Raw genomic sequence first — 26219 nt, 5'->3', positions numbered from 1 at the left:
AAACCCTATTTCTAATATTTTCCTTTCGTAACCAATGTTTTAGTTACATAGGCACTATAAAACTTTGATCCTTCTGTAGTTGGGTGCGTATGATCATCATAGAACCAATCTTGATGACTCCCGGCAAACTCATGCCATTTGATAATGGTTAAGTTAGGGTATTTTTTCGCTGCTGCATCCAATTCACCATTAACTTGATCTTGCCAATCACGTGTCGGAACATGCGTATTAATCCAAAAAACTTGTCGCTTTGGTCCAATAATTTGCATTAAACGATCAAGTTCTTTAGGCGCAAAAACACCATTTGTTCCTAAACCGATCAAGACATTATTATTTAAAGCACCTTTTTTCTTATACTCTTCAAAAAGTGGAATTGTGTCACCAAGTTGTCTAGAAACAGCTGCATCAACAATTAAATGTGGCATTAGTTTTTGCAAGTTTTGACTAGAGCCTGCCATTACAGAATCCCCAATTGCAGTTACTTGAATTTTTTGTGCTAATTGCAAGTCAACTTGAGAAATACCATATTTTTCAAAATCTTTATTCACGGGTTTAGTTGTTGCTGCTTTTTTAGCTTGCGCTAAAATTTCTGCTTTTGAAGTTGTTGACTTTTTCTTTTTAGACTGTGCTTCTTTAATTAACTTTTTATTCTTTTTCAGTTGCTTGTTTCGGTTTGATTTAATTTGAGTTGCTAGTTCTGAATGATTAGGATTTTCGGCTTTTACAGTTGGTGCCTTAAGAATTCCAAAACTACCTAAAATAAAGACAACTATTCCAGTCGAAAATAAAGCTTTTGATTGATAATGGTTAGCTTGTAAATTTAGGGCTTTTGATAAAAACTGACGCAATTTTTCCCAATCAATTCGTCCAAATGGTTTTTCAATAAAACGATAACTTAATTCTGCAATTACTAAAATTAATATAATTTCGATTAAATGGTACAAAATTACATGGTCTGCAATATCTTTAACCTTATCTTCAAAAAAGATCATCACTGGAAACTGATATAAATAAATTCCATATGACCGTGAACCAATCCAGCTAAATACAGGATTAGTCAACCACTTATTCCAGCTGCTACCAGGATGAGCAATTACCCCTACAAAAATCATTGTTACTAAAGAGAATAAAAACATCCCGCCACGGTAAGCAAAAGCTTTTTGTGGATTAAAAATCGGACTAGTAGACATCAATAAAATACCGACTAAGGCTATTGCTCCAATTACGTTTAAGAGTCGTCTATCGCCTTTTTCAAGGTTGGCATTTAACTTCCATGTTGGCCAAAAGACGGCTAACATTGCACCCAGGCCTAATGAAAAGAATCTCGTATCTGTTCCATAGTAAATTCTACTTGTATCAATACCTGGCTTAAATAAAAACGCCATCTCTAAAGCTGAAAATACAGTTAAGGCTGTAATAATCCAAAAAATTATTTTTTTCTTTTTAGCTAATTTAACTAATAGAAAAACTACTAGTGGCCAAATAATATAAAACTGCCCTTCAATTGACATTGTCCATAAATGAACGAAGGGAGATTCATTGGAAGCAAAACGCTCGAAATAACTCTGACCATTCTTGATTTGCCAAAAATTATAAACATTTAATAGGTTGGCAACTACTATTTGATTTAATTTAGCTAAAAGATTTTGCTGAAAAAGTAAGATATAGGCACTACATCCCCATAAAAGAGCAATCATTTGGGGGTATAATTTCTTAATTCTTCTTACATAAAAAGACTTAAAGTCATACTTTCCCCGCTCTTCATAGGCATGAAACATGTGGTCCGTAACTAAATATCCAGATAGTACTAAAAATATCGGCACACCCAAATATCCACCCATAAATCGATTTGGATTAAGGTGATATAGAATTACTCCAATAACAGCTAAAGCACGAAGTCCGGCATAGCCTGTAATAAAACGGTTCTTTCTTTTCAAAAGTCTTACTCCCAACTTTTTTAAATTTTATTAATCTACAAATTCAAAAGTGAAGTCAGCTATTGATACATCGTCACCATTTACTGCTCCCTTTTCTCTTAAAGCATCATCTACACCCATCCGCTTTAATTTACGAGCAAGAAGCATAATTCCATCAGTATGATCTAGATTAGTTCTTTGAACAAGACGCTCTAACTTATTGCCAGTAACGACAAAGCTATGCTCACCAGTTCGTTCAACCTTAAATCCATCATCTTCAGGCTTTTTATAAACATATTCTTTTTCGGCAACTTTAATTTCTGCTGGTTTTTCAGCTTCTTCTTTTGCAACTTCTTCAACTAGATCTGCTGTCTTACCCATTAGTTCGCTAACACCCTGATGGGTAACACTAGAAATAGGATATACCGTCTTATCTCCTAATTTCTTCTTAAATTCAGCAAGTTTTTCTTCGCTACCAGGGATATCCATTTGCGTAGCTACAATAAGTTCTTTCTTACTTGTTAAGTCCTTAGTGTAGCCTGCTAATTCCTTACGAATAGTTTCATAATCTTCATAAGCATCTCTACCATTATTTGGATCCATTGAAACTAAGTGCAAAATTACTTTTGTACGTTCAACATGCCGTAAGAATTGAATTCCAAGTCCAACACCCTTAGATGCACCTTCAATTAATCCTGGTAAATCTGCCATTGAAAAGTCTCGTCCGTCTGGCAAAACGACCATTCCTAAATTTGGTGTCAAAGTAGTAAATTCATAAGCTGCAATCTTCGGCTTTGCCTTAGTTACAACAGATAGAAGTGTTGACTTCCCAACTGATGGAAATCCTACTAGTCCTACATCTGCCAATACCTTTAATTCTAAGCGTAAGGTTCGAAATTCTCCTGGCTCACCATTTTCAGCAATTTCTGGAGCTGTTCTGGTTGGGGTAGCAAAGTGAATATTGCCTCTGCCTCCCTTTCCGCCATGAGCAACTACAAGCTCTTGACCATTTTTAACTAAGTCACCTAAAAGTTCGCCGGTATTAAAGTCGTAGACACTTGTTCCCATTGGAACTTTTAAGCGGACATCTTTAGCTCCGCGACCATATTGGGATTTAATGCGGCCATTTTCACCATTATCTGCCTTAAACTTACGTCTAAAGCGAAAATCCATTAAAGTTCTCAAACCGGAATCAGCGACTAAAATAATACTGCCGCCTCGTCCGCCGTCTCCACCAGCCGGACCGCCAAGTGGAACATATTTTTCATGACGAAAAGCAACTGCTCCATCGCCACCTTTTCCTGCTTGTACATCTATTTTTGTTTGGTCGACAAACATTAAGTATGCCTCCTTTTATATATCAAGTTATAATTAAAAAAAATTCTTAAAGTTTCTTAACTATGATACCATATCAAGCCCTATTAAATCAGGTCTTTTCTCGTTATTTTACAAACTCAATTTAACAGTTTGCGCTTGTGGAAGAGTTAAACCCGCATCTCGTAATTCTTCGATTGAAGCTTCTTTGATTTTCTTTAAAGATCCAAACTTTCGCAAAAGCTTATTTCTAGACTTAGGACCAATCCCTTTTATCTCATCTAACTTACTTGAAAGTGCATTTTTAGCATGAGTTCTTCTATGAAAAGTAATTGCAAAGCGGTGAACTTCATCCTGAATTCTTGTCATTAAGTAGAATCCTTCTGATTTCGGATTTAAAGGAATTAGCTTTAATTCTTCTCCTTGAGTAGGATCACCAAAAATCAAGTGATTAGTGCGGTGATGGTCGTCTTTAACCATCCCTGCTACAGGAATATTGACATTTAATTCATTTCTCAACACATCTAAGCAAGCATCAACCTGAATTTGACCACCATCCATTAAAATCAGGTCAGGCATTTTCTTGTGTTCTTTCAAAAGACGACTATAACGCCTTCTCACTACTTCACGTGTATTTCCTACTTCGTCAGCCGCATTTTGGTGTTCTACTTCGCCTTTCAATTTATACTTCCGATATTCATGTTTATCTGGTTCACCATCAGTAAACACAACCAAGGCAGAAACAGGATCAGCTCCTTGGATATGAGAGTGGTCGAAACTTTCAATTCGATGGCCATATGGTAAACCCAAAGCATCAAAAATCTCTTTTTGTGCTCCTTTAGTTTTTCTATTACCTAATTCTAACAAGCGGAATTTTTCATCTAACTTCAACTTAGCATTGTCATGTGCCATCTCTAGTAAGGCACGTTTTTGACCTCTTTGCGGAGTTCTTACAGTTACGCCTAAAACTTCAGCTAATGCTTCATTATCAATACCAGCTGGGACCAAAACTTCTTTGGGTAAAACACGATTTCTTTGGCCATAGAATTGCGCAATAAAAGATACAAATGCATCCTGTGGTTCATTAGTATCTGTTAATGGAAATAATCTAGTTTCCCGACGTAATAATTTAGCCTGTCTTAAGAAAAATACTTGAATCGAAATCCATGATTTATCAACATAAAAGTTAAAAATATCTCTCTGGGTATGATCATTAGAAATAATTTTTTGTTTTTCAACAGTTTGTTCAATATATTTTAACTGATCTCTAAATTCAGCCGCCCGCTCAAACTCCAAATCCATTGAAGCCTGAGTCATTTTTTCAGTTAAGTCTTGCTTAACTTGTGAAATATCGCCGTTTAAGAAACGCTTTATTTTTCTTATTTGCTTGTCATAAGCGCTCTTTGGGACCTCTTTAAAGCATGCACCGAGACATTGTCCCATATGATAGTAAAGACACGGGCGTCCCTGATGACCTGAACATCTTCTTAGCGGCCAAACCTTTTGGATAAACTTAAGCGTTGCTTGAGCCGCATAAACATTTGGATACGGTCCAAAATAGTAGCCATGATCTTTATGAACAATTGATGTTAAACGAGTTTGCGGGTCCCTTTCGTTAGTAATTTCAATATATGGGTAACCCGTACCTTGTTTTAGTTGGACGTTATAGTATGGTTGATATTTTTTAATTAAAGTAATTTCCAGTAAAAAAGATTCTTTATCAGATGAAACTGTAATAATGTCAAAATCACGAATTTCACGAACAAGTTCAGCCCGCCGGCCAACTTGCTTACTCTTAAAATAGGAACGAACGCGGTTCTTTAAATTCTTAGACTTTCCCACATAAATCACATTGCCATTTATATCTTTCATTAAATAGCAACCTGGTTTATCTGGTAAAAGCTTTAGTTTATTTTCAATGTGTTCCGTTGCCATCAATTATTTTTCCTTCCTATAAAATTCCCATAGTATTTTATCACGTTCCTTCTTAAAACCAAGTAAGATGTCTTTTTTATTTACCTTATACCATATCTTTTTATAAAATAGTTAAGTAAACAAAATGAAAGGTCGCAAATAAATGAAAAATATTTATTTTAATCATGATGGAAACATCGATGATTTGGTCTCACTTCTTTTACTATTGCAAACACCTGATATCAAACTAATTGGAATTAGCGCAATTGACGGTGACGGATATATTGATCCAGCAGTAGAAGCTTGTCGAAAAATGGTAGATAAATTTAACTTACGCGGCGACAAGCTAGAAGTAGCTCGCTCAAATTCACGTGCAATTCATCAATTTCCAAAAGAATGGCGAATGGCAACTTATTCCTTTAATTACTTCCCTATTCTAAATGAAAGTGGAGAAATTAAAACACCAGAAGCTGCTTTGCCTGCTCATTTAGACATGATTGATAAAATAAAAAAGGCAGATGGACCAGTTACCTTAGTCATGACAGGACCAATTGCTGACTTAGCAAGAGCTTTAGATGAAGATGATTCTATTCAGTCAAAGATTGATAAAGTTTACTGGATGGGTGGTTCATTAGATGGACATGGCAATGTAGTTAGTGTCGATGCAGACGGAACACAGGAATGGAATGCTTTCTGGGATCCAGAAGCTGTAAAACGCGTTTTAGATTCAGACCTTAAGATTCAAATGGTTGGTCTTGAAAGTACTGAAGAACTTCCATTAACTGATGAACTTCGGCAGCACTGGGCAAGTTTAAGAAAATATCCAGCTATCGACTTAGTTGGTTTAGGATACAGTCTAATTATCTCTGTACCTAATGCAGAGCTATACTTGTGGGACGTTTTAACAACTATGTCAGCACTCTATCCTGAGCTTGTTGAAACTCGTCAGGTAAAAGCTAATGTAATCACATCAGGCTTAGCAAGTGGACGAATGTTCATTGATCCTAATGGAAAAGAAATTACTGAAGTTACAAAAGCAGATAAAGATTCATTCTTTGAAAAAATAGACAAAATTTTAGAAAGACAATAAATATATAGATGACAACTTGGTTAACACAATTTATCGAAAGCTTTGGCTATATTGCCATTATTCTTTTAATTGCCGTTGAAAATATTTTCCCTCCAATTCCCTCTGAGGTAATTTTGACACTAGGAGGTTTCTTAGTTAGTGGAACAAAGTTAACTCTAATTGGAGTTATCCTTGCGTCTACTCTAGGTTCAGTTATTGGAGCCATTATTTTATTCTCAATTAGTAGAAATCTAACCTTACCGCGCTTAGAGAAACTACTTGAAACTAAACTATTTAAACTTCTAGGTTTCAAAAAAGACGATGCACAAAAAGCGATTAACTGGTTTGACAAACACGGAATTGGCGCAATTTTTTATGGTCGCTGTATTCCAGTTGTTAGAAGTTTAATCTCCATTCCTGCAGGTATTGCCCATGTTGGCTGGACTAAGTTTTTAATTTTAACTACTTTGGGAAGTTTAGTTTGGAACAGTGTTTTAGTTGGATTAGGACACTATATGGGAAAAAACTGGCAAGTTGTAGTCAGAATCTTCGATGACTACACGCTCGTAATTATTGCCCTTTTATTAATTTTATTTATTTACTTCGGGATTAAATGGTACAAAACTAGAATCAAGAAGTAGGATTTATATTGTAGATATAATACACAAAAAGAACGGTCATGACCGTTCTTTTTACGTTTCATTAATTTTAATTTTTAATACCAAGCAGGCTTGTCACCATCAGTACCTGCTTTATCTAATCCAACGTTTGCCTTAACATCCTTGGTTGGATTTTCAATTAAATCAGCAATATAATCCGCTACACTTAAACGTGATACTTCAGTTCCCCTAAATGGAGTTGTGGCACCAACAGTCTTCTCATAATTAATTTCATTTTTATTAGTTAGCCAAGCTGGTCTAATAATGGTGTAATCTAGATCACTTGCCGTAATCTGATCAGCAGCTGCCCGATAAGTTGTTAAATATGAGCCTAAGATATTTTTATTCCATTCTCCAAATTTACCAGGCACTTCATCATAGATTCCTAAGGAAGAGACCCAGATCAAACGTTTAATACCGTTTGCATTCATTGCTTTAACTACAGTTTTTGCCTGATCTTCAATATTTGAACCAGCTAAATTTGCATAAACGAGATCTACATCTGCCAAAGCTTCTTTTAACTCATTAAAATTGCTTGCGTCTCCCTTAATTACCTTTTCTCTAGCGTCATTAATTTGCTTTAACTTATTAGGATGACGTAGATATAAAACCATATTAATATCGTTCTTCTTTAATAGCATTGGCTCAACTAATTGAGCAATTTGACCAGCAGCACCTAAAATAGCAATTTTTGTCATTTTTATTTTCCTCACATTATAAAAATCATAATTTCAATTCTAATAAAAGCATCTCAAATTCTTATTTAGCTAAAGTGCAAACTTGAATAATTTCAGTCATAATTTTCTCCTTACCTAGCTATCCTTACTTACAATTTAATAGTAATACTTATTATTAATAAGTCAACCACTTGTTATTGATTTTATTAGCTTTTCTTTAAATTTCGTATAGATTTACTTTTTCAAAGCATTACAATAGATAAAGGAGAACGTTACTAGATAGAGAGGTAAAAACATGACTAATAATAATTCTGTACCTAAGAAACTCTCCTTTATATCAATATATTTCTTAGGTATTAATGCGGTCATTGGATCAGGAACTTTTCTGCTACCTTCTGTAATTTATCGTTACATGAACCTAACAGCAATTCTTGTTCTTCTATGTACTGCTGTCACTGTCAGCATGATTGCTTTGTGCTATGCTGACTTATCAAGCCGTTTTACACAATCAGGAGCAGCATGGCTTTATTCCTATAATGCCTTTGGTCGCTTTGCTGGTTATGAACTCGGCATTTTCACTTGGTTTTTAGGTTGTACAACTCTTTCAGCTGAAGTAGTAGCTTTACTTACTGTCCTCAAGAGTTTTCTGCCGATTTTCAAAAATAATGCTGTCTATATTGGTAGTATTATTTTCTTAATTTTATTATTTTCAGTTATTAATTTCTTTGGTAGATCTTGGGTAAAAATTGTTAATAATATTTCAGCAGCTGCAAAGATAATTACTTTAATTGTCTTTATTATCATCGGAGCTTTCTTCATTAAAAAATCAAACTTCACTCCCGTAATTCCGCATGCGGCTTTAACCGGTGTTACACCATTCTTCAAACATTTTGGCGATGCATTTACACCAATCTTTTATTTGTTTACTGGCTTTTCATTTATTCCGATTGCTGCAAAACAAATGAATAATCCAGAAAAGAATATTCCTCGAGTTTTGGTTGCCGTAATGACTAGTGTCACAATTCTTGATTGCTTAATGCTTTTAGTAGCAATTGGTTTAAGTGGTCAAAAATTAGGATCTTATTCTAATCCTCTAGCTAGTGCCTTAAAAACTGGCGTTGGTCAATGGGGTTTTGCTTTCATGATTATTGGAATGCTGATTTCAATTTTTGGTGTTGCTTTCAGCGCATCATTTAATACTCCATCATTAATTGCTTCTCTTGCTAATGAACATGGAATGTTACCAAAATGGATTGGAAAGAAAAATAAGCATGATGCACCTTGGGTAGGAATTATTTTCACAGCAATCCTATCTGCTGCCTTGGCTACTCAAAGCTACCTATTCCTTGTTTCATGTACTGTTTTAGCATCATTTGTTCAGTATGTGCCATCAATTTTAGCCGTTATTAAGTTTAAGCACAGTAATGAATATCCAACTCATGGTTTTTCTCTTCCTGGGAAATACACCATTCCAATTATTGCTTTAATTATTTCTTGCTATATGGTAACCAATTTTACGCCAAAGACATTACTTTTAGGCGCAGTAGTTGCTGTATTTGCTGCTGCATGTTATTTCTTTATTGATAAAGATGAAAAATTAGAAAAAGAGCATTAAAACTTCTTAGCTAAACTAAGACATATAAAATAAAAATTTGGATAAATTAAAGAGCTTACGATTTTAAATCGCAAGCTCTTTTTTTAATCTCTATACTATTCTTAAAGTCTATTTTTTATCTTTTTGCCGAAGATAGCAACTGCACCAATTGCTGCTACTAGTAACCCACCAATTACTACTAACGGGTTAACAGCCTTTCCTTCAGTTTCTGGTAATTGCGTAGCTACTGAAACAGGATTGGAAGATTTTTTACTATTTTTCTTATTATCTTTAGTATTGTTTACTACGCTGACATTCTTTTCAGTTACCGTAGTAGAACCAAGATCTTTCACTACTACATCTTTATTAGTTTTTTCGCTACTATTCTTACTTGTATTTTCTTTAGCTACATCTTTCTCTACACTAGTAGTTTGCTTAGAAGCATTATCTTGCTGATCAGTAGCTGAAGTGGCAGAACCACTATTTAAGTCTTTCTTGCTTGCCTTGCTATCTTGACTTACAGCAGTATCTTTAACAGTTACATAAACTGCAAGCCTTGACCTTGATCCGTCAGGAAAAGTCACATAAACAGTGCCGTAACTAGTACCTACCTTGTTAATTTCAGGAGTTTTATCCCAGTTGGCAACTGTACCAGCTGGAACTGTACTCCAATTAGAAATACCACTTGTTGCATCTGGTAAAACGCCTTTGGTAGTGGTTAAAGTTTTAACTGATAAAGGATTAGTATAAGCTTGTAAGTTTTTATGTTGCTCAAGCTGAGTTTGATAAGTCTTTGCTTGCTCAGCACCTGCATTTGCACTATCAGTACTTGCTGCAAAAGCAGTACCATTTAAACTTAAAGAAGCCAGCAACGCTGCTGCTCCTAAACCAGTCATTATGTTTCTTTTCTTAATTTGTCTCATCATAATTCACGCTCCTCAGCAAGGTAAGCTATACTTTAACTTGCTGTTCTATTTACTTTTATTATACAGTAGTTTTACAAAAATATTACAAATTAATAGATTTTTTACATTCTTTGTAATATTTTAAGAAATCGCTACTTTTAGCGCTTTCATTATCTTTATATCATATCTATTTTTAAAAGCCAAAGTTTATACTTGAGATCACGATGAGATATTTTTCTAACTAGCTAGATAAGTTAAAGCAACTTGCAACTGAGTTAGATCGCTCAAAGTCTGTGCCATATTCTCTAGATCAACAATTTGATAAATTTCTGAATTATCTTCATCAAATTCAAAACCAGCACCAATTACAATATCAGCTGCTTCTTCAAGTAAATCAAAATTTTCTTGAGCTGGATCTAATTTGAACAATGTTCCACCATCATCTGTAATTCGGTATGCTCCATCCTTTTCCTTCTCGATCCAGCAATACACTAAATCACCATAGGCGCCAATTAGCGGTGTTGCAACTTCAATGTCTTCTCCAGCTTGAATAAATTGAATATTTTGTTTTAACCAGTCGAATGAAGCATGTTTAATTAATTTTAATTCAGATTCTTCCATTTTTTATCACTCCCCTATTTTCAACAAATTATAACCTAAAATGGCAAAAAAAAAGAAGCCTGATTATAGTGACTTCTTTAATATCTATTAAGTTGAGCAAACTCAACTACTCGATTCAATAATTGAGTAAAGTTATTAACTTCACTCCTCAAATCGCGACTATTGATATAATCACGAGTTAATTCACCACGATCATCAAGCAAAACGCCAAATTCACTAGCTAAACGTGCAACATCAGCCGCAATACTTGAAAAACTTCCAATATTATCATCAATCATTCTAGCGGTGAAAACACGATCATTTAAAGCATAAGTTCCATTAGGATATACAATCAAATTAAAGTGGATCATATCATTTAACCCATCGACAACATTAGTAGAAACCCGGTACTCATTATCATCGACTGGCTCAATAGAAAATGCAGAACTGATTCCATTATCATCTCTAAAAGATTTCATCATAACGTCTTCAAGATCATACATAAGCTTGACCTCCAACTTCTTTATTTAACAAATTAATTAACTACACTTTCTATTATATCTTTTCTCTCGCCGAATTTGTTCTTTAAGCTTCTAAATTTGAAAAATATATATTATTTTCATATAAAGTTAAAATAGCCTAATTTTGCTATCTTATATCGAGAATTTTGGTTATAATAAAGGAAGTTTTAAGTGGAGGAATTTAATTTGAAAAAGTTAATTGTTGGTGCTTTAAGTTGTGGTCTTTTGTTACTTGCAGGTTGCCGTAATAACTTAGTGGAACCTAAACATAAGTCTTCCGCGGATGATTATGCAATCATTCAATCTTCTTCTCATAAGAAGTCACATAAGAAAGTGGAACAGCCTAAAAAGAAGAGCGAAGATAAAAAGAAAAAAGATAAAGATAAGTCTAAAGATGAAAATAAAAAGATGGATGATCAAATTGACACCCTTAATAAGAATGAAAATAACTCAAGCTCAGAAGTTCAAAGTTCCAGTTCAGCTCTTCCATCTTTAAATAATTCTAAGCACGAAAACAGTACTGAAACCAATAGAAGCTTAAAATCAAACTTTGGTACTTCTTTATATACTCTTCCTCGTCAAAATTATAGTTATTACACTCCAAAAAGCAATTACTATTACAGTAATAATTGGTCAACTAATAATAACACCGATTCAAGCCATCAAAATTCAGCTGTAAGTAATTCTAAATCAGAACCAAGTACATCAACTTCAAGTTCTTCATCCAATGATGCTTCACCTTCAACTGAAGAAAAGCAATCACCAACTACTCAGAATAATGATTCTAATTCAAGCGAATCAAGCGAAGATGTTCAAAATGACTAATATGAAAGGCACTCTGTTGAGTGCTTTTTTTAGTAGGTTTGATCTATTTTTCCATCTAGTAAATGTTCGCTTAAATTTTTATCAAAGAAAACTGGCAAATCGTGATCAAAATTATAGGCTAATTTTTTACTTGTCAATTCTTCCTTTGTCATCCAGGTCAATTTTCCTTCATCAGAAGCTTTTACTGTTCCAGTAAACTCAGTAGCTACATAAAAAAATACTAAATATCGTTCATCATTTTTGTCAAAGAATTGTTTTACTCCAACTAAGTGCGGATTCTTAATTAAGAGGCCTGTTTCTTCCTTTATTTCTCTAACTACAGAATCATGAAAAGACTCATGCGATTCAACGTGGCCACCGGGAAACGTTAAACCAGGCCAAACAGGATCATTTCGATCAAGAACTAAAATTTTATCTTTTTTCTTAATCATACACATATTAGTTAAAGTTACAGGCTCAGAACGTTTAATCATTTAAGGTTTCACTTTCTATAATAATTAAGTTTTATTTTACTACTATCGATTCATTTTTCTAAATACTTATTTATTAGTATAATTAATATACATAGATTAGAGTTTTAGAAGGAATTAAAAATGACTTTGCAAATTAATACCCGTGTTGATTCTATCACATGGCCACTAAACCAAAACTTAACTAACCAAGAGATAATTTCTCAATTAGAGTTGACTGTAACTGAAAATGGACAGCTTATTTCAAATGATAATTTAAGTATTAATAAAAAGGCTGTTAACCGTTCAGAAGCAGGCGTTTATCCGGTAATCATCACTGCAATTGGTTCTAATAACGAATATGCAACTAAGAAAATTCAAGCCTGGGTCACTGATAAGAATAATGTAAATAGTACTACTCGCCCTCCAGTGCAACCTACTCCTGCTCCACAATATAAGACCCCATCTCAAACACCTAGTTCAAAAAAGAAAAGCAAGAAAAAAGTTGTCTATATTGTACTTGGCGTTCTTGTATTACTAATTGCAATAATTTTTGGAATTTCAGCCTGCCAAGCACATAATGATACTGTTCAAAATGAACAAGCTCAAAGTAATGCGCTCAATAATACTAATAGCAAGTTAGATAATTTGTCAGAGCAAAACAAGCAACTAATGCAGCAAAACAAAGAATTGCAGAATGCAATCAATAATTATAAGCAAAATCAAAATAAGGAAGAATTGCAGAATCAATTAGATCAAATTAAGAACGAAAATCAACAATTGAAAAATAATGCAGCTAATAATCAAGCCTTGCAAAATCAAATTGATCAATTGGGCTCTACGATTGATCAGATCAAACAAAATCCTAATCAAGCTGATTCTTTGCTGAATCAAATGAAAAATAATCAAAATGAATTTATGCAAAATTTGAATGCAACTTTTCAAAAATTGGTTAGCGATTTTCAACAATTGATTGGTAAATAAGTGTACTTTAAAAAGGATGTTTCCGGTGTATAGAAACATCCTTTTTTGGTGGCTCCCCTGGCGTAGAGAAAACTAAAAGTTCCTTGATTTATCAGTCCATTACTTTGATTAATAAAACAAAAAGACCCAACATCAAAAAATGATGCTGGTCCTCTCTTCTACTCAATCTTATCGCTATTCTTCAACCGCTCTATTCTCTTATCTAGCGGAGGATGATCAGAAAATAGTCGATCAATCCAGTTACATGGATGCGGTAAGTTGAAATATAAATGCTCCAAAGCTAAATCTTGAGAATTAATTTCTGGTGTTGATTCACTTTCCTCCATTTTCTCCAGTTTAGACAAAGCTGAAATCAATCCGCTTGGTTCACGTGTTAAGTCAACTGAACCTATATCGGCCAAATATTCTCTCTGACGCGAAACTAGTAAAAACAATAACTTAGCTAGTGGAATACCAATAATCGAAATAATCCCACCAACTATAATTAAAAACATTGCAAAAAATTTAATAATCAGTCCTAGCCAGCCCTTGCTTTCACTAGTCAATACTCCCCAACCAAATAATACGATTCCAATCCCAGTTATGGTAATTAAACTGGTCAAAGCACTAGCTAAAACTGTAATGCGTGTATCATAATTTCTAATATGAGAAAGTTCATGTCCGATAACGCCTTGCACTTCTTTCTTGTTCATCATGCTCAACAGCCCTTGCGTAAGAGCCAAACTTGCATGTTCAGGATCGCGTCCCGTTGCAAAAGCATTCGGATCTGAATCAGGAGTAATGTAAATTTTAGGAACTGGTAAGCCTCCTGCTAGACAGAGTTCCTCAACAAGCTCGTATATTTCAGGATCACTTTCTTTAGTAATCTCAACCGCATTCGTAACTTTCATTAAATGCTGCGTGGCATCAAAATATACGTGTGCAATATAGATCAGACCAATGATAAAAAATCCAATCCCAACATATCTTGTAAAAATCATTCCAAGAAAAATACTTAATATAAGTAATAAAGCAGCATACAATCCCAAAATGATCCATGTATTCCGCTTATTTTGTTCTATTTGTTTATATAGCATTTCCCACTCCAACTATTTATGCTAAAAGTCTATGAGTTTAATTACCAAAAACCTTTAATAAAAATATTTATTTACCTTATTTAAAATATTCTAATTTGCCAAGTAAACTTTGATTACCAACTCCAAATTTTTACCATCCCAATGGAAGTTTTTTACTCGACCAAATAAAAGATTACCAGAGTCAATCAAACGACTAAAAATTAAATTATGTTCACGTGGAATATAACCTAATTTTAGCCCAGCTGGTGTAGCTACAGAAATAGCATTTTTATCGTACTTATTATCAGCCTCACGTATTAATAGAACGGGATCATTCTCTTTTAGCCGAGGAATTACCTTATCTTCAAGATGTAAATAATCAGAACCACGTACTTCACAACCATATAGAAATGTGGTGTGACTTTCTCCAGATTGTTTATAAAAGACTTTTTTCAAATCAGTAACTTGATTTTCTAACTTATCAATTCTATCCATTAAGTCTGTAATTAAAATATCGTCATTTCTATAAATACTCATTGTCCGGTCGACCTCCTTTTAAATTATATCTATTTAATAACTTCTAATCCTATGCTTACTATAAATTTTTTAAATCAATTATTCAATTTGAAAACTAATATTTTATATAAATATATTATTCATATTAATATAAAAATCTATCAGCATAGCGTTTAATTTTGCTAAACTGATAGATTTTTTAAATTATTAAATATTACAATAAATCGACTAATTTAATAATAAACTCACTGTAGCTATTACAATGAACTAATTGGCTCACATTATTAATATCTGTCACAATGTTTGATAATTCATCAAATACATCCCTAAACAACTTCTTATTATCAGGATCAATCGCGAGGGCAATAACTAAATATACTTCATTGTTATTACTCCACTTAATACCACGCGGATTAATAATAATAAAGCCACGACTCTTGTTAGCCGACATTGTTAACGAATGCGGAATTGCAACTCTACCAAATGCTGTACTCGACATATTTTCACGATTATACAACGCCTGCTTAAAATTCTTATCAACGACTCGTTCTTTAGAAAATCTAGAACCAACTAAATCGAAACAATCATCTATATTAGTAATTTCATCACTTTTTTCAAAATCTTCACTATTAAAAAACTTAAACAAATTTTCTTGAAAGATATCCTTTCTAAGCTGATGCTGCTTAGTAGCAATTGCAATCGTTAATTTCTGGATATCATTTTTTAAGAAAAATTGTGAAATATTAACCGTACTTATTTTTTCGTCAACATAATTTGTATCAACTGCGATAATGAGATCTATTTTTAGTTTCCTTGCATGCAATTGAATAGGATCATAAATTTCATCTTTAATATTGATATATTGAGCAAAATGTTTTTGAATCTTTCTTGTTAACACAGCTGCATTGTCATAATACTGGGGGATTAGTATAACCGCAGCTAATTTTTGTTTATCAGAAATTTGTTCTGCCATTGCATTTCCGATATGCATTGCAATATATCCGATTTCGTTATCATCAATAGTTATATTCAGCTTTTGAGATATTCTGTCTGCTATAATTACTGCACATTCATAAATAGTAGGCGACGAATTTTTGATATTAGTCGCAATGGGATTATGCTGAATCTTTTCCTGACGGGCTCTTGCAATTAAACGATCTAAATGAAGGGCAAATCGATCCTTGAAATTATCATTATCTAAATTAATATGATAATTGCTCCAAACATAGCTAATCAAATCTGTTACCATATTTGCTGTTTCTGGCTTAATTTTATTATGTAGATTGCTACTTTTGTCAATAACAGATGCCTCAACAATTAATTCTAATTCTTTAAAATCTGGTAATTCAAACTTTATTGAAAGTGCATTTTCAACTGATTGCACAATTTTGTATGCGAGTACATTTTTATTGTTAATGTTAGAATCTTTTTCAAAGTTAGTCTTTGATATTACATGTCCATGTTTTAATCTTTCAATTACAATCACAAAATGTAAAAGAATATTATTCAAATCAAAAGTATTAAGATAAATATTTCGTTGATTAAATGACTCTAAGATTATTTTTCGAAGCAAGCTAACATCAATATCCTCAAAATTCTTTTGAATAACTTCTTGATTCATAAAGGTTCCAGAAGTTTCTTCATATATTAATGCACTCAACAAACTTCTCTTTCTTCTCTCGTCCCCGATCAACTCAAAGTTATCACCATGTCTCTCTAGCTTCATTCCAAAAGAGGCTACCTTATTTTTTACCTTCGTTAAATCTTGCAATATTGTAGTTTCACTAACATACAATTTGCTTGCAAGATCATAAAAATTAATTACTGAATCTTTTGTAATGAAATAATTAATAATCCAGTTAATTCTCTCCTTAGAACTACTCTGAGTAGAAACTACAGTCTTTTCATTTTCAGAAACTTTTTTATATTTTAACTTATAACCTTTAATGCCAGATTCTATTGGATATTTTTCTGCTTTCCAAAAATTAATGTAGTTTTTAATTGTTCGACTAGAAACACCAATTTCGATGGCTAATTCTTGAGATGTATGCCAACTTGGATTTTTCTGTAAGTATTTTAATAAGTTATCTCTCTTACTCATTGACAACCATCCCACTTTCTAACTAGATCTCGGCGCCATTAGAAGAAATTACATTTTTATACCAATTATAACTATCCTTCAAATAACGTTTACCGCTACCTTTTCCTTCATCATCTAAGTCAACATAAATAAAGCCATACCTCTTAGACATTTGTTGTGAAGAACAAGAGACAATATCAATTGGTCCCCAAGCACAATAAGCAATTACACCAGCTCCATCGTGAATAGCGCGCCCTACTTGTTCAATATGCGCTCTTAAATAATCGGAACGATACTGATCATGAACTTCATGATTATCTTCTAATTTGTCATATGCCCCAAATCCATTTTCAGCAATGATAATTGGTTTTTGATAGCGATCATAATATTGAGAAAGTGAATTGTATAATCCTTGTGGATCTACTGCCCATCCCCAATCGCTTTGCTTTAGGTTAGGATTGTCACTAGTGTCTGCCGGTTGCATTTCATTCTTCGTAGAATCGACCATCTTAGAATAGTAATAAGAAATAGCTAAAAAATCCATCGGATTATCTTTGATTAGCTTTAACTCTTCTTCAGTAGTTTCAAGATGAATATCATTATCAGCAAAATAATTCAATGCAAACTTGGGATACTCTCCTCTAAATTGAACATCTGTAACAAAATATTGCATACGATTTTGCTGCATAGCCAAAACTATATCGTCTGGCTTGCTACTTGCTGGATATACAGTTCCATCAGCTACCATCGTTCCAATATGAAGATTAGGATTATGTAATGATTTTGCATATTTTTGAATAGCTGCAGCTGCTACAAATTGATTATGCATAGCTTGATACAATGCTTCTTGCATATTATCGTACTGATCGCTAGCTACTCCGACAGAAAGCCATGGTTCAATCTGGACCATATTGATTTGATTAACTACAATCCAGTACTTTACCCTATCGCCAAAACGATCGAGTAAAACTTTACCAAATTTTTCAAACATCGGAATAACTGCTTTATTTGGCCAACCAACATATTTCAAAGTAATATTAATAGGCGTTTCATAGTGATTCATAGTAATAATTGGTTCAATACCTAACTTTATCATGTAATCAATCATTTCATCGTAATGCTTTAAAGCAGCTTCATTTGGTTTTTCATCATCCCCATTTGGAAAAATTCTTGACCAATCTAGAGATGTTCTAAAAGTTTTAAAACCTGCATCCGCAAGAAGTTTTAAGTCTTCTTTGTAAGTATGATAAAAATCAATTCCAAATCTCTTTGGATAATAATCAGTTGTATCTTCGGAATTCTTCTTTACTTGTTCAACTGTCATTCCTTCTGTTTCAATTTTTTGAATTTCAGCATTTGATAAACCTTTTAAGTAAGGTTGGACATCAGATGAATTTAAACCTTTACCATCTTCTTGATAAGCACCATCAGCTTGACTAGCTGCTTGTGCTCCACCCCAAAGAAAATTTTTAGAAAAATATGGATACTTGTTTTTCCGCATCTTAATCATTATGTTTCTCCTTTTCATCACGCTTTTTAAAGACCTTGATTAAATGAGCTGTTAACTTGTATTCACTATTAATAGTCATTAAAGTATCTTGTGCATGAGTGAACAGAACTGAATACTCAACTTTCTTGCCTTCTGCTTCTTGCTGAATTTTAGCTGTTTGTAAACGGTGAGCTATTACTAGTTTTTCCTTTGCTTTTTCCATATTTCCTTCTGCAGCCTTATAATCAAAATCTGCAACATTGTCTAAAGCTTCAGAGATTAATTCTCTAGCGTCTCCAGCATTTATAATTATCTCCATGGTGTCTTTAACAGATTTGTCATTTTCATTCATCTTAAACTCTCCCTATGCTTTCTCTTCTTTAATTAAACTATTGTCATAAACCTTCAAGAATGGATACCAAATTAGGCCACCTACAACAAATAAGATTAATAATAAAATTAGTGAACTAATAGCTGGACTAACAATCCAAGTCACAAATGGAAATGGAATGTACCACATTTGCATTAAAGAGTGAGGAATTGGAGACAAACCCGCTTTAAACCATAATGAAGTAATTAATGGTAAAACGATTCCGTTAATCCAAAGCGGAATCATTAAATATGGGTTCCAAACTACGGTACCAAATACAACTGGTTCATTAATGTTAAAGATTGAAGGTAAAATACATGCTTTCCCCAGGGCCTTCATTCTCTTAGATTTAGTTGCAAATAGCATTAGTAAAACCAATGGTAAAGTACAACCAACCCCACCAATCCATGGAAAACTATAAACTAACTCGCTAGTGAAGATGTGAGTTGCGGCATGGCCAGCAGCAACTTCTCGTGCATTAGCTGCAATTCCTGCAAGCATTACAGGTTGATCAATAGCTGCTAAAACCCAACCTGAAATTCCCATTGAATAAATAAAACATTGGAAGAACAGGAATAAGGTAAATCCCCACCAAGTATCTAGCGATGTAGCTAATGGTGAAAAAATATTTACAATTAATTGATAAAAGTTAAAGTGTAAGATATCTGACAATAACCAACCTGTTGCGATTACTACTGTGATTGGTAGCATAGAATCAAACCATGCAATAACAAAGTCTGGCATCGACGTGTCATCGCTAAAAAATGAAAATTTACCGAATGCTTCCATAATTAGAGCAGTATAAATACCTACAACTAAGGCAACAAACATACCACCAGCACCGAGTTCGGAAAATTGGTAAGAAATAATTGATCCGCTCTTATCCCAAGTTGGATTAGCGAGCATTAAGAATAAAGCGACTGATGACAGTCCTGCTATGATTCTTTGCTTGTTTAATTTCATATGCTCCATGAAATTAAATGGAAATAGAAAAGCAATAAAAATTGAAACTAAACCAAATGTAAAGCTACTAATTGGTGCTAAATTTGGCCACCACTTCCAAAAATTAAGTGGAATATTTAATAAAGTAATGAACGAACCAACAAAAATAAATGGAAGTACTTCCAAAATAGAATTTTTTATGGTTACAATCCAACCGTTGTTAGCTATCTTCTGCGCTCTGGGTGCAAATTTAGTATTTAGAAAATTCATAAAACCGTTCATTTTATTTACCTCTTATGAATTTAACTTAGCTGACTTTGTAAGTCTTCAACTGCTGCTTTGCCATCTAATATTGAATAATAATCTGGCTTCATTAAAATTACTTTTACCTTATCAGGCACTTGTGCCTTGATTGCATCAAATTCTGCTTTTAAGTGAGGTCCTACCATTAAAGCGTCAATCTGATCTGCATAGTCACCTAATTCTGCTTCACTCCGAGCCTGAATCTTGTAATCTAAACCGGCTTTCTTTGCTGCTTTTCTCATGTTAGCAGCCATAAAACCTGATGATGCACCTGAACCACATACTAATAAAACATTCTTAGTCATTTTTAAATCCTCCATTAATACTTTATTTTTATTTCTCTTGACACTTATATAATATTAAACAAGCGCTTACATTTAAAATACACTTTTGCACCGTAGGGGTGAAAATTAGTTTGAAAAGGATGCAAAAAAGAGACAAATCATAATATGACAATATCATGATTTGTCTCACAATTTAGATTATTTGACATATATTATTTATACTTTGCAACCAGTTTCTTTAATAATTTTTTTCGTTCCGTTCTTATAAATAATAGTAGTTGTACGTGTGCCACATGCTGCCCCATCATCCGCAGTATTTCCACAAATCAAAGTATGTGTAATTAATAATGTCGTCATTGCAATAATTGCTAGGATGGTAGAAATTAATACTACTTTTTTCATAACTACCTCTATTTTCTATAGAGCACTTTTGGCCTTTATAAATAGCTACTCCACCGCACTATCTATAAGTTAATTATATCATCAATAGTGTTTATAATGTCCGAACAAATGAATCAGTCATATTTTCTACCCTTAGTCAAGGATATCAGTAACTTTACTTTAGGTAGAAATAAAAAATTACGCAATAAGCTTGATTAACATCTAAAAACTAGCGATGATATTTCAACCCAATTAAGAATAAGTATCATTACTATTTTTCTCAATAATTAATAAATAAAATTCTCTCAAATTCCAATGTCTATTTATCTTTTTCCTTCAAGACCTTGGCTACATTAATAGTTGGAAGAATATAACTAGGATATTCATTAGATTGTTGAGTCAGAGAAGATATTAATTGTCTAATATATGGATAAAGAATAGCAACAGTATTATTCTTTATAATTGCCTCTTCAGATATTTTTGTATCATTTTTATCAGCATTATATTTAAATTCTCCTACTACCTCACATTCAATTTTAAAAGGCATCTTTTTATCTTCTAATGAACCAATTAAAACAGTCAATTTAACATCGATAGTATCATCTTTTCTATTAAAATCAGCACTAATTATAGGTTTTAAATTTATCTCATTATCCTGCCTATCAAAATTTTTATTCTTTATATATGACATATTATTAACTATATAATTTTTAAATTCTAAAATAGCCATTATGCAACTACTCCAATGCTTTTATCAACTTTAACTTTATAATCTTCATCAAAATTAAATTTACTATAATAATTATTTTCTATAATATATTTTTGCTCATCTATCGCAGTATTTATTTCTTCTAAAGTTTTATTAATTTCGTCTATTTTTTCAATCTCTTGAAGAAACTTATTCTTATTTAAATTTACTAGTTTAAAAAGTTGATCTTGATATTTAGTCTGAATTCGATGATTATTTTCTATTTTGGTTAAAGTAGATGAACTTATCCCCAGTGCATCAGCAAATTCTCTAACAGACATATTTACACTATTTCGAATTTTTTTAATTTGTTCTGGAGATAAAAAACCTTTTCTTGTTCTATATGCTTCAAAACCTCGATAAACATTTTCCATTGGATTGTCAAAATCAGCCCATAATTCTCCAAACTTATCTCTCCAATAATGATTTTTTACTAATAAATTTTTTTCATCTTTAATATTAATTTTTTCTACTATCCAAACTTCCTCATATATATCAACAGTATTCATTTCTGGATTATAAAATTTCTTTTTCATTACTTTATTCTCCTAATTTATAGGGATAGTTCAGTCTGTATGCCGCCTTATGAATTGAAATCCAAACTACAATACCTGTTGGACGATCCTGAAATTTTAAATATAATTCATTATTTTCTATATTTAGGCCAAATATCCAAATGTTTCCAGGAATTGATGGTTCATGATCATCCAGTTCTGGTCCTTGTACATAATCAGTCCATGATAAATTCTCAATAATTATTTCAAATATTTCTTCTTGATCTAGCCCTAATTCTGTTAAGGTTACAATATTTTTCCTTCTTCGACTAAGTAACCAACTGTCTCTTCGACTTTTAATGTCTTGAATGATTTTTTCAATTTCATCTTTTGAAGAAGACACCTCCTTCAACCTTCTCTCATAATTATTGTAGCTCAGGAGCTACAATAATTATACAATACAATATAAATATAGTACAAAAGATAATAGATTCACATTATTTTCCTATATTCGACTCGAACACACTACATTCTTAAAATTTTTTATCCCCATAATTTTAAATTCCAACTTTTATCGTAAAAAAGAATTAAGCAACTATTTTTATTTACTCAATTCCTATCTGCTTATAATATTGTAAACGAAAAATAGGATATGTCGTAAGACATACCCCATCTTTATAATCACATAGCAATTAGAAAATTATCTAATATGGTACATAATAATCGTTCTCGAAACTACTAAACTATAGATTAGTAGTTATCACCATTTAAAGTGGACTCCATTATCTTTTGGATCGGACAAATCCTGCAGCCTGAGCTTCTTCTTCAGAATCAAAATACACTGCATTTTCTGAATTCATATTATATCCATCTTGTGTTTGGCTGGAATTATCAGTAGTTCCTTCAGTATTATCATTCTTTGAAGAGCGATCATCATTTAATTGAGATTTATCATTTTCACTGGAAGCATCTGAATTATCCGACTTTGATGTCTCTTTATCTTCTGCTTTAGTCTCTGACTTATCTTCAGATTTTGCATCCAACTTCTCATTTTTTGTATCTGCGGAATGGCTATCTGAGTCATCACTGTCTGAATCGTCCGTTTCATCAGAATCATCTTCGTCATTAATATAATAGTCAGCTAATTTACTATCAACCGTTAAAGTACTAGGATCAATTTCTTAGGCTATTATTTTTCGTACCCTTTTAGTTAGATAATAATCCTTAAATGCCGTCGAATATTTTTCTATAGCAATAACCTTAACTTTAATTTTCAGTCCTTTTTCAATTTCTTCCTTAGTTGAATTATTAGTATCTAACTGAATTGTAAATTTATGATCTTTTACTTTTGCATAATTGTCATCATCGGTTGCAGACGTTTCATTCTCTTCTTTATCATATGTCCCCTGCGCCAAAATTTTACTACCATCTGGCGCATCCGTTTTTCCTTTTAAGATAAAATCTCCATCTTTACTTTGAACTTTAGTTATTTCAACATCATAAATTCCTTAAACTTATATTTAATACAGTTATCAAAAAAGAACTAAGCTTCAAAACGCTTAGTCCCATTTCAATTCGGTATTATTCAATTAAAAAAGTCTACTTCTTCAAATCATCAAAGAAGCCGTCATCTTTTAAGATATCTAAGTAACGACTAATCGCATCAGTCCAAGTTGGAAGTGGCTTGAAACCATTTTCTTCTAACTTGCTCTTGTCTAAACGAGAGTTAAATGGACGAACTGCCTTAGATAAGCCATATTCTTCAGTAGTTACAGGAGTAACCTTTGTCTTGTAGCCAGCTTGACGATAAATTTCTTTAGTGAAATCGTACCAAGAAATATAACCAGTCTTAGTACCATTTTCGTCATAGCCACTTTCAGTTGCTGGTAGTTCCGAATTAGTTGCGTGGTAGTAGCCATATTTATCAGTTTCAATCATATCTAACAAAAGACGAGATAAGTCAAAAGTATAAGTTGGGGTACCAATTTGATCACTAACAACCTTAACTTCATCGTGATTTGACCCAACCTTAAGCATAGTCTTGATAAAGTTTGAGCCATTTACACCGAATACCCAAGCAATTCTAACAATGAAATACTTGTCTAAAGTATTAGCAACAGCTTCTTCCCCGCCAAGCTTAGTTTCACCATAAACATTCAAAGGCTTATAGCCCTTAAAGTCTGGTTCCCAAGGGGTAGTTCCCTGACCATCGAAGACATAGTCAGTTGACAAGTAAACCATTGGTGCATCTAATTTCTTTGCAACGTTAGCGATGTTTTGAGTTCCGTCAACGTTAACTTTGCGAACAGCTGCAACCTTGTCGTCATCTTCAGCCATATCAACTGCAGTCCAAGCAGCACAGTGAACAATAACATCAGGATTTACTTCAGAAATAACCTTGTCTACGGCTTTCGCATCAGTAATATCTAAAGAAACATAAGGTGCCTTGGTAACGCTGCTTCCGTCAGCAACACCAGCATATTCAGGTGCCAAGTCAGAACCTACACCTTCATAACCACGCTTAGCAAGTTCATTCATTACGTCATGGCCAAGTTGACCATTAACGCCAGTTACAAAAACTTTCATTCATTTACCTCACTAATTAAAACTTAAAAGTATCCTTTAAGCCCTTCCATTCTTGATCACGTTCAGCCATGTTGAGCTTGGTACCATCATCAAGAGTGTAACCAGAAGCATCTGGACTACCCGGGTAATCGCCTTTAAGGTGTGGCCATTCAATGCCAATTTCAGGATCGTTCCAAGCCATACCACCTTCATCGTTTGGGTGCCAGAAGTCATTAACTTTGTAACAAAATTCTGCTACATCACTTAAAACAAGGAAACCATGAGCAAAGCCTTGTGGAATTAAGAATTGTTTCTTGTTTTCTGCAGTTAATTCAACACCGTACCATTTACCATAAGTCTTAGATTCACTACGAAGGTCAACAGCAACATCAAATACGCTACCACGAACTGCGCGAACTAATTTAATTTGTGGGTACTTCTTTTGGAAGTGTAAACCACGAAGCACACCCTTAGTTGAACTTGATTGGTTATCTTGAACAAAGTTAATGCTAAAGCCAGCATCCATCATGTCTCTTTGGTTAAAAGTTTCCATGAAGTAGCCACGATCGTCTCCATGAACAGTTGGTGTAATAACTGCTAAACCTTCAATGCCACCAACATTTTTTTCAACTTTAATTTGTCCCATTTTTAAAAAGCTTCTTTCTTTAATTAAAAATATTAATAACGAACTTTACCTTCAGCAACTGACTTTAAGTGCTTGCCGTATGGACTCTTACCATAGTGCTTTGCTGCTTCAAGGAGTTGATCCTTATCAATCCAGCCATGTACATAGGCAATTTCTTCAGGAGCAGAAAAAGTAATCCCCTGTCTATCTTGAATAGTTTTTACATAATTAGCAGCGTCAACAAGGCTTTGCATTGTACCAGTGTCAAGCCATGCATAACCACGACCTAAAAGTTGTACACATAAGTCGCCATCTTGCAAGTACATATCGTTTAAACTAGTAATCTCCACTTCGCCACGTGCACTTGGCTTAACTTGAGCAGCTTTTTCACTTACTCCAGCTGGGTAGAAGTAAAGACCAGTTACAGCGTAATTACTCTTTGGGTATTCTGGTTTTTCTTCGATAGAAACTGCATTACCATTTTTATCAAAGTCAACTACACCAAAACGTTCAGGATCATTTACATAGTAACCAAATACCGTCGCCTTACCCTTTTGTGCATCTTCGGCAGCATTCTTAAGTAAATCAGTAAAACCGTTTCCGTAAAAAATATTGTCACCTAAGACCATGGCACAAGGTTCACCATTAATGAAATCCTCGCCCAAAGTAAATGCTTGTGCTAAGCCATCTGGTGTTGGTTGTACTTTATAAGAAAGGTTAATTCCAAATTGTGAACCATCACCTAATAACTCCTTAAATCGTGGAGTATCAGCTGGAGTAGAAATAACTAAAATATCCTTAATACCAGCTAACATTAAGGTAGATAATGGGTAATAAATCATTGGCTTGTCGTAAACTGGCAATAATTGTTTACTGGTTACTAAAGTCAATGGATATAAACGAGTACCTGAACCGCCTGCTAAAATAATTCCCTTCATGC

Annotated in this window: 29 protein-coding genes; 5 read left to right on the top strand and 24 right to left on the bottom strand. The window is 33.3% G+C overall.

What is annotated here, in order from left to right; genetic code table 11:
• Positions 1-11: 11 nt before the first annotated feature.
• From AB5359_RS02035 to uvrC, 3 genes are all read right to left on the bottom strand, one after another.
• The gene (locus AB5359_RS02035) at positions 12-1937 is read right to left on the bottom strand and encodes an acyltransferase family protein (RefSeq protein ID WP_048686575.1); all 1926 of its coding nucleotides are present in this window, start codon (positions 1935-1937) and stop codon (positions 12-14) included.
• Positions 1938-1967: 30 nt separating this feature from the next.
• Positions 1968-3254, bottom strand: a complete 1287-nt coding sequence (gene obgE, locus AB5359_RS02030; protein WP_020807039.1) for a GTPase ObgE — start codon at positions 3252-3254, stop codon at positions 1968-1970.
• A gap of 108 nt (positions 3255-3362) precedes the next feature.
• Positions 3363-5165 (bottom strand): excinuclease ABC subunit UvrC, encoded by a 1803-nt coding sequence (uvrC, locus tag AB5359_RS02025; protein ID WP_003648692.1) that lies wholly within the window; start codon positions 5163-5165, stop codon positions 3363-3365.
• Between the two features lie 142 nt (positions 5166-5307).
• Here uvrC and AB5359_RS02020 point away from each other — a divergent pair, with 142 nt between their 5' ends.
• Both AB5359_RS02020 and AB5359_RS02015 read left to right on the top strand, forming a co-directional pair.
• Complete coding sequence (locus AB5359_RS02020) at positions 5308-6234, top strand: nucleoside hydrolase (protein WP_048686574.1); 927 nt, start codon at positions 5308-5310, stop codon at positions 6232-6234.
• An 8-nt stretch (positions 6235-6242) separates the two neighbouring features.
• Complete coding sequence (locus tag AB5359_RS02015; RefSeq protein ID WP_003648690.1) at positions 6243-6854, top strand: DedA family protein; 612 nt, start codon at positions 6243-6245, stop codon at positions 6852-6854.
• Positions 6855-6928: 74 nt separating this feature from the next.
• On the opposite strand, the gene AB5359_RS02010 is transcribed toward AB5359_RS02015, so the two are convergent.
• A complete protein-coding gene (locus AB5359_RS02010; protein WP_048686573.1) occupies positions 6929-7570 on the bottom strand; it encodes an NAD(P)H-binding protein in 642 nt (213 codons plus the stop codon).
• 274 nt (positions 7571-7844) lie between these two features.
• Here AB5359_RS02010 and AB5359_RS02005 point away from each other — a divergent pair, with 274 nt between their 5' ends.
• Positions 7845-9164: an APC family permease gene (locus tag AB5359_RS02005; protein WP_368280137.1), complete on the top strand. Its 1320-nt coding sequence runs from the start codon at positions 7845-7847 to the stop codon at positions 9162-9164.
• 101 nt (positions 9165-9265) lie between these two features.
• On the opposite strand, the gene AB5359_RS02000 is transcribed toward AB5359_RS02005, so the two are convergent.
• The 3 genes from AB5359_RS02000 to AB5359_RS01990 all read right to left on the bottom strand — a co-directional run bounded on the left by AB5359_RS02000 (position 9266) and on the right by AB5359_RS01990 (position 11151).
• The gene (locus AB5359_RS02000) at positions 9266-10069 is read right to left on the bottom strand and encodes a Rib/alpha-like domain-containing protein (protein ID WP_048686570.1); all 804 of its coding nucleotides are present in this window, start codon (positions 10067-10069) and stop codon (positions 9266-9268) included.
• Between the two features lie 216 nt (positions 10070-10285).
• The gene (locus AB5359_RS01995) at positions 10286-10669 is read right to left on the bottom strand and encodes a DUF1828 domain-containing protein (RefSeq protein WP_039156353.1); all 384 of its coding nucleotides are present in this window, start codon (positions 10667-10669) and stop codon (positions 10286-10288) included.
• Between the two features lie 77 nt (positions 10670-10746).
• Positions 10747-11151: a hypothetical protein gene (locus tag AB5359_RS01990; RefSeq protein WP_020807046.1), complete on the bottom strand. Its 405-nt coding sequence runs from the start codon at positions 11149-11151 to the stop codon at positions 10747-10749.
• Between the two features lie 189 nt (positions 11152-11340).
• On the opposite strand from AB5359_RS01990, the gene AB5359_RS01985 reads away from it, so the two are divergent.
• Positions 11341-11994 carry a hypothetical protein gene (locus AB5359_RS01985; protein WP_048686568.1) on the top strand — a complete coding sequence of 218 codons (654 nt, stop codon included), beginning with the start codon at positions 11341-11343 and terminating at the stop codon, positions 11992-11994.
• A 29-nt stretch (positions 11995-12023) separates the two neighbouring features.
• Here AB5359_RS01985 and AB5359_RS01980 read toward each other — a convergent pair whose 3' ends face one another.
• On the bottom strand, positions 12024-12464 hold the full coding sequence (locus AB5359_RS01980) for an 8-oxo-dGTP diphosphatase (protein ID WP_035429893.1): 441 nt from the start codon (positions 12462-12464) through the stop codon (positions 12024-12026).
• 123 nt (positions 12465-12587) lie between these two features.
• Here AB5359_RS01980 and AB5359_RS01975 point away from each other — a divergent pair, with 123 nt between their 5' ends.
• Positions 12588-13427, top strand: coding sequence for a hypothetical protein (locus AB5359_RS01975; protein WP_048686566.1), 840 nt, complete (start codon positions 12588-12590; stop codon positions 13425-13427).
• A 158-nt stretch (positions 13428-13585) separates the two neighbouring features.
• On the opposite strand, the gene AB5359_RS01970 is transcribed toward AB5359_RS01975, so the two are convergent.
• From AB5359_RS01970 to rfbA, 16 genes are all read right to left on the bottom strand, one after another.
• Positions 13586-14503, bottom strand: coding sequence for a M48 family metalloprotease (locus AB5359_RS01970; RefSeq protein WP_048686564.1), 918 nt, complete (start codon positions 14501-14503; stop codon positions 13586-13588).
• A 90-nt stretch (positions 14504-14593) separates the two neighbouring features.
• The gene (locus AB5359_RS01965; protein ID WP_048686562.1) at positions 14594-15019 is read right to left on the bottom strand and encodes an HIRAN domain-containing protein; all 426 of its coding nucleotides are present in this window, start codon (positions 15017-15019) and stop codon (positions 14594-14596) included.
• Between the two features lie 193 nt (positions 15020-15212).
• Positions 15213-17099, bottom strand: a complete 1887-nt coding sequence (locus AB5359_RS01960; protein ID WP_048686561.1) for a PRD domain-containing protein — start codon at positions 17097-17099, stop codon at positions 15213-15215.
• Positions 17100-17121: 22 nt separating this feature from the next.
• On the bottom strand, positions 17122-18579 hold the full coding sequence (locus AB5359_RS01955; RefSeq protein WP_048686659.1) for a glycoside hydrolase family 1 protein: 1458 nt from the start codon (positions 18577-18579) through the stop codon (positions 17122-17124).
• A gap of 1 nt (position 18580) precedes the next feature.
• A complete protein-coding gene (locus AB5359_RS01950) occupies positions 18581-18919 on the bottom strand; it encodes a PTS lactose/cellobiose transporter subunit IIA (protein WP_048686559.1) in 339 nt (112 codons plus the stop codon).
• A gap of 12 nt (positions 18920-18931) precedes the next feature.
• Entirely contained in the window at positions 18932-20161 is a 1230-nt protein-coding gene (locus tag AB5359_RS01945; protein ID WP_048686557.1) for a PTS sugar transporter subunit IIC, read from the bottom strand.
• Positions 20162-20181: 20 nt separating this feature from the next.
• A complete protein-coding gene (locus tag AB5359_RS01940; RefSeq protein WP_048686555.1) occupies positions 20182-20487 on the bottom strand; it encodes a PTS lactose transporter subunit IIB in 306 nt (101 codons plus the stop codon).
• Between the two features lie 195 nt (positions 20488-20682).
• Positions 20683-20868 carry a hypothetical protein gene (locus AB5359_RS01935; RefSeq protein ID WP_048686553.1) on the bottom strand — a complete coding sequence of 62 codons (186 nt, stop codon included), beginning with the start codon at positions 20866-20868 and terminating at the stop codon, positions 20683-20685.
• 298 nt (positions 20869-21166) lie between these two features.
• On the bottom strand, positions 21167-21577 hold the full coding sequence (locus tag AB5359_RS01930; protein WP_048686551.1) for a protein-export chaperone SecB: 411 nt from the start codon (positions 21575-21577) through the stop codon (positions 21167-21169).
• A complete protein-coding gene (locus AB5359_RS01925; protein ID WP_065425546.1) occupies positions 21577-22131 on the bottom strand; it encodes a helix-turn-helix domain-containing protein in 555 nt (184 codons plus the stop codon). The genes AB5359_RS01930 and AB5359_RS01925 overlap by 1 nt, the downstream gene beginning before the upstream one ends.
• A gap of 4 nt (positions 22132-22135) precedes the next feature.
• Positions 22136-22492 carry a hypothetical protein gene (locus tag AB5359_RS01920; RefSeq protein ID WP_048686549.1) on the bottom strand — a complete coding sequence of 119 codons (357 nt, stop codon included), beginning with the start codon at positions 22490-22492 and terminating at the stop codon, positions 22136-22138.
• 379 nt (positions 22493-22871) lie between these two features.
• Positions 22872-23132: a hypothetical protein gene (locus AB5359_RS01915; RefSeq protein ID WP_048686545.1), complete on the bottom strand. Its 261-nt coding sequence runs from the start codon at positions 23130-23132 to the stop codon at positions 22872-22874.
• A gap of 138 nt (positions 23133-23270) precedes the next feature.
• Positions 23271-23504, bottom strand: a complete 234-nt coding sequence (locus AB5359_RS01910) for a hypothetical protein (protein WP_048686544.1) — start codon at positions 23502-23504, stop codon at positions 23271-23273.
• A 184-nt stretch (positions 23505-23688) separates the two neighbouring features.
• Positions 23689-24675 carry a dTDP-4-dehydrorhamnose reductase gene (gene rfbD / locus AB5359_RS01905; protein ID WP_048686543.1) on the bottom strand — a complete coding sequence of 329 codons (987 nt, stop codon included), beginning with the start codon at positions 24673-24675 and terminating at the stop codon, positions 23689-23691.
• A 16-nt stretch (positions 24676-24691) separates the two neighbouring features.
• Positions 24692-25300: a dTDP-4-dehydrorhamnose 3,5-epimerase gene (gene rfbC, locus AB5359_RS01900; RefSeq protein ID WP_003647168.1), complete on the bottom strand. Its 609-nt coding sequence runs from the start codon at positions 25298-25300 to the stop codon at positions 24692-24694.
• Between the two features lie 32 nt (positions 25301-25332).
• Positions 25333-26217: a glucose-1-phosphate thymidylyltransferase RfbA gene (gene rfbA / locus AB5359_RS01895; protein WP_048686541.1), complete on the bottom strand. Its 885-nt coding sequence runs from the start codon at positions 26215-26217 to the stop codon at positions 25333-25335.
• Between the last annotated feature and the right edge of the window lie 2 nt (positions 26218-26219).

The organism is Lactobacillus sp. RTP31084st1_F9_RTP31084_210423 (assembly GCF_040919545.1).
In the GTDB taxonomy this organism is placed as follows: Bacteria; Bacillota; Bacilli; order Lactobacillales; family Lactobacillaceae; genus Lactobacillus; species Lactobacillus paragasseri.
This window is presented reverse-complemented; position numbering and strand designations above follow the sequence as displayed.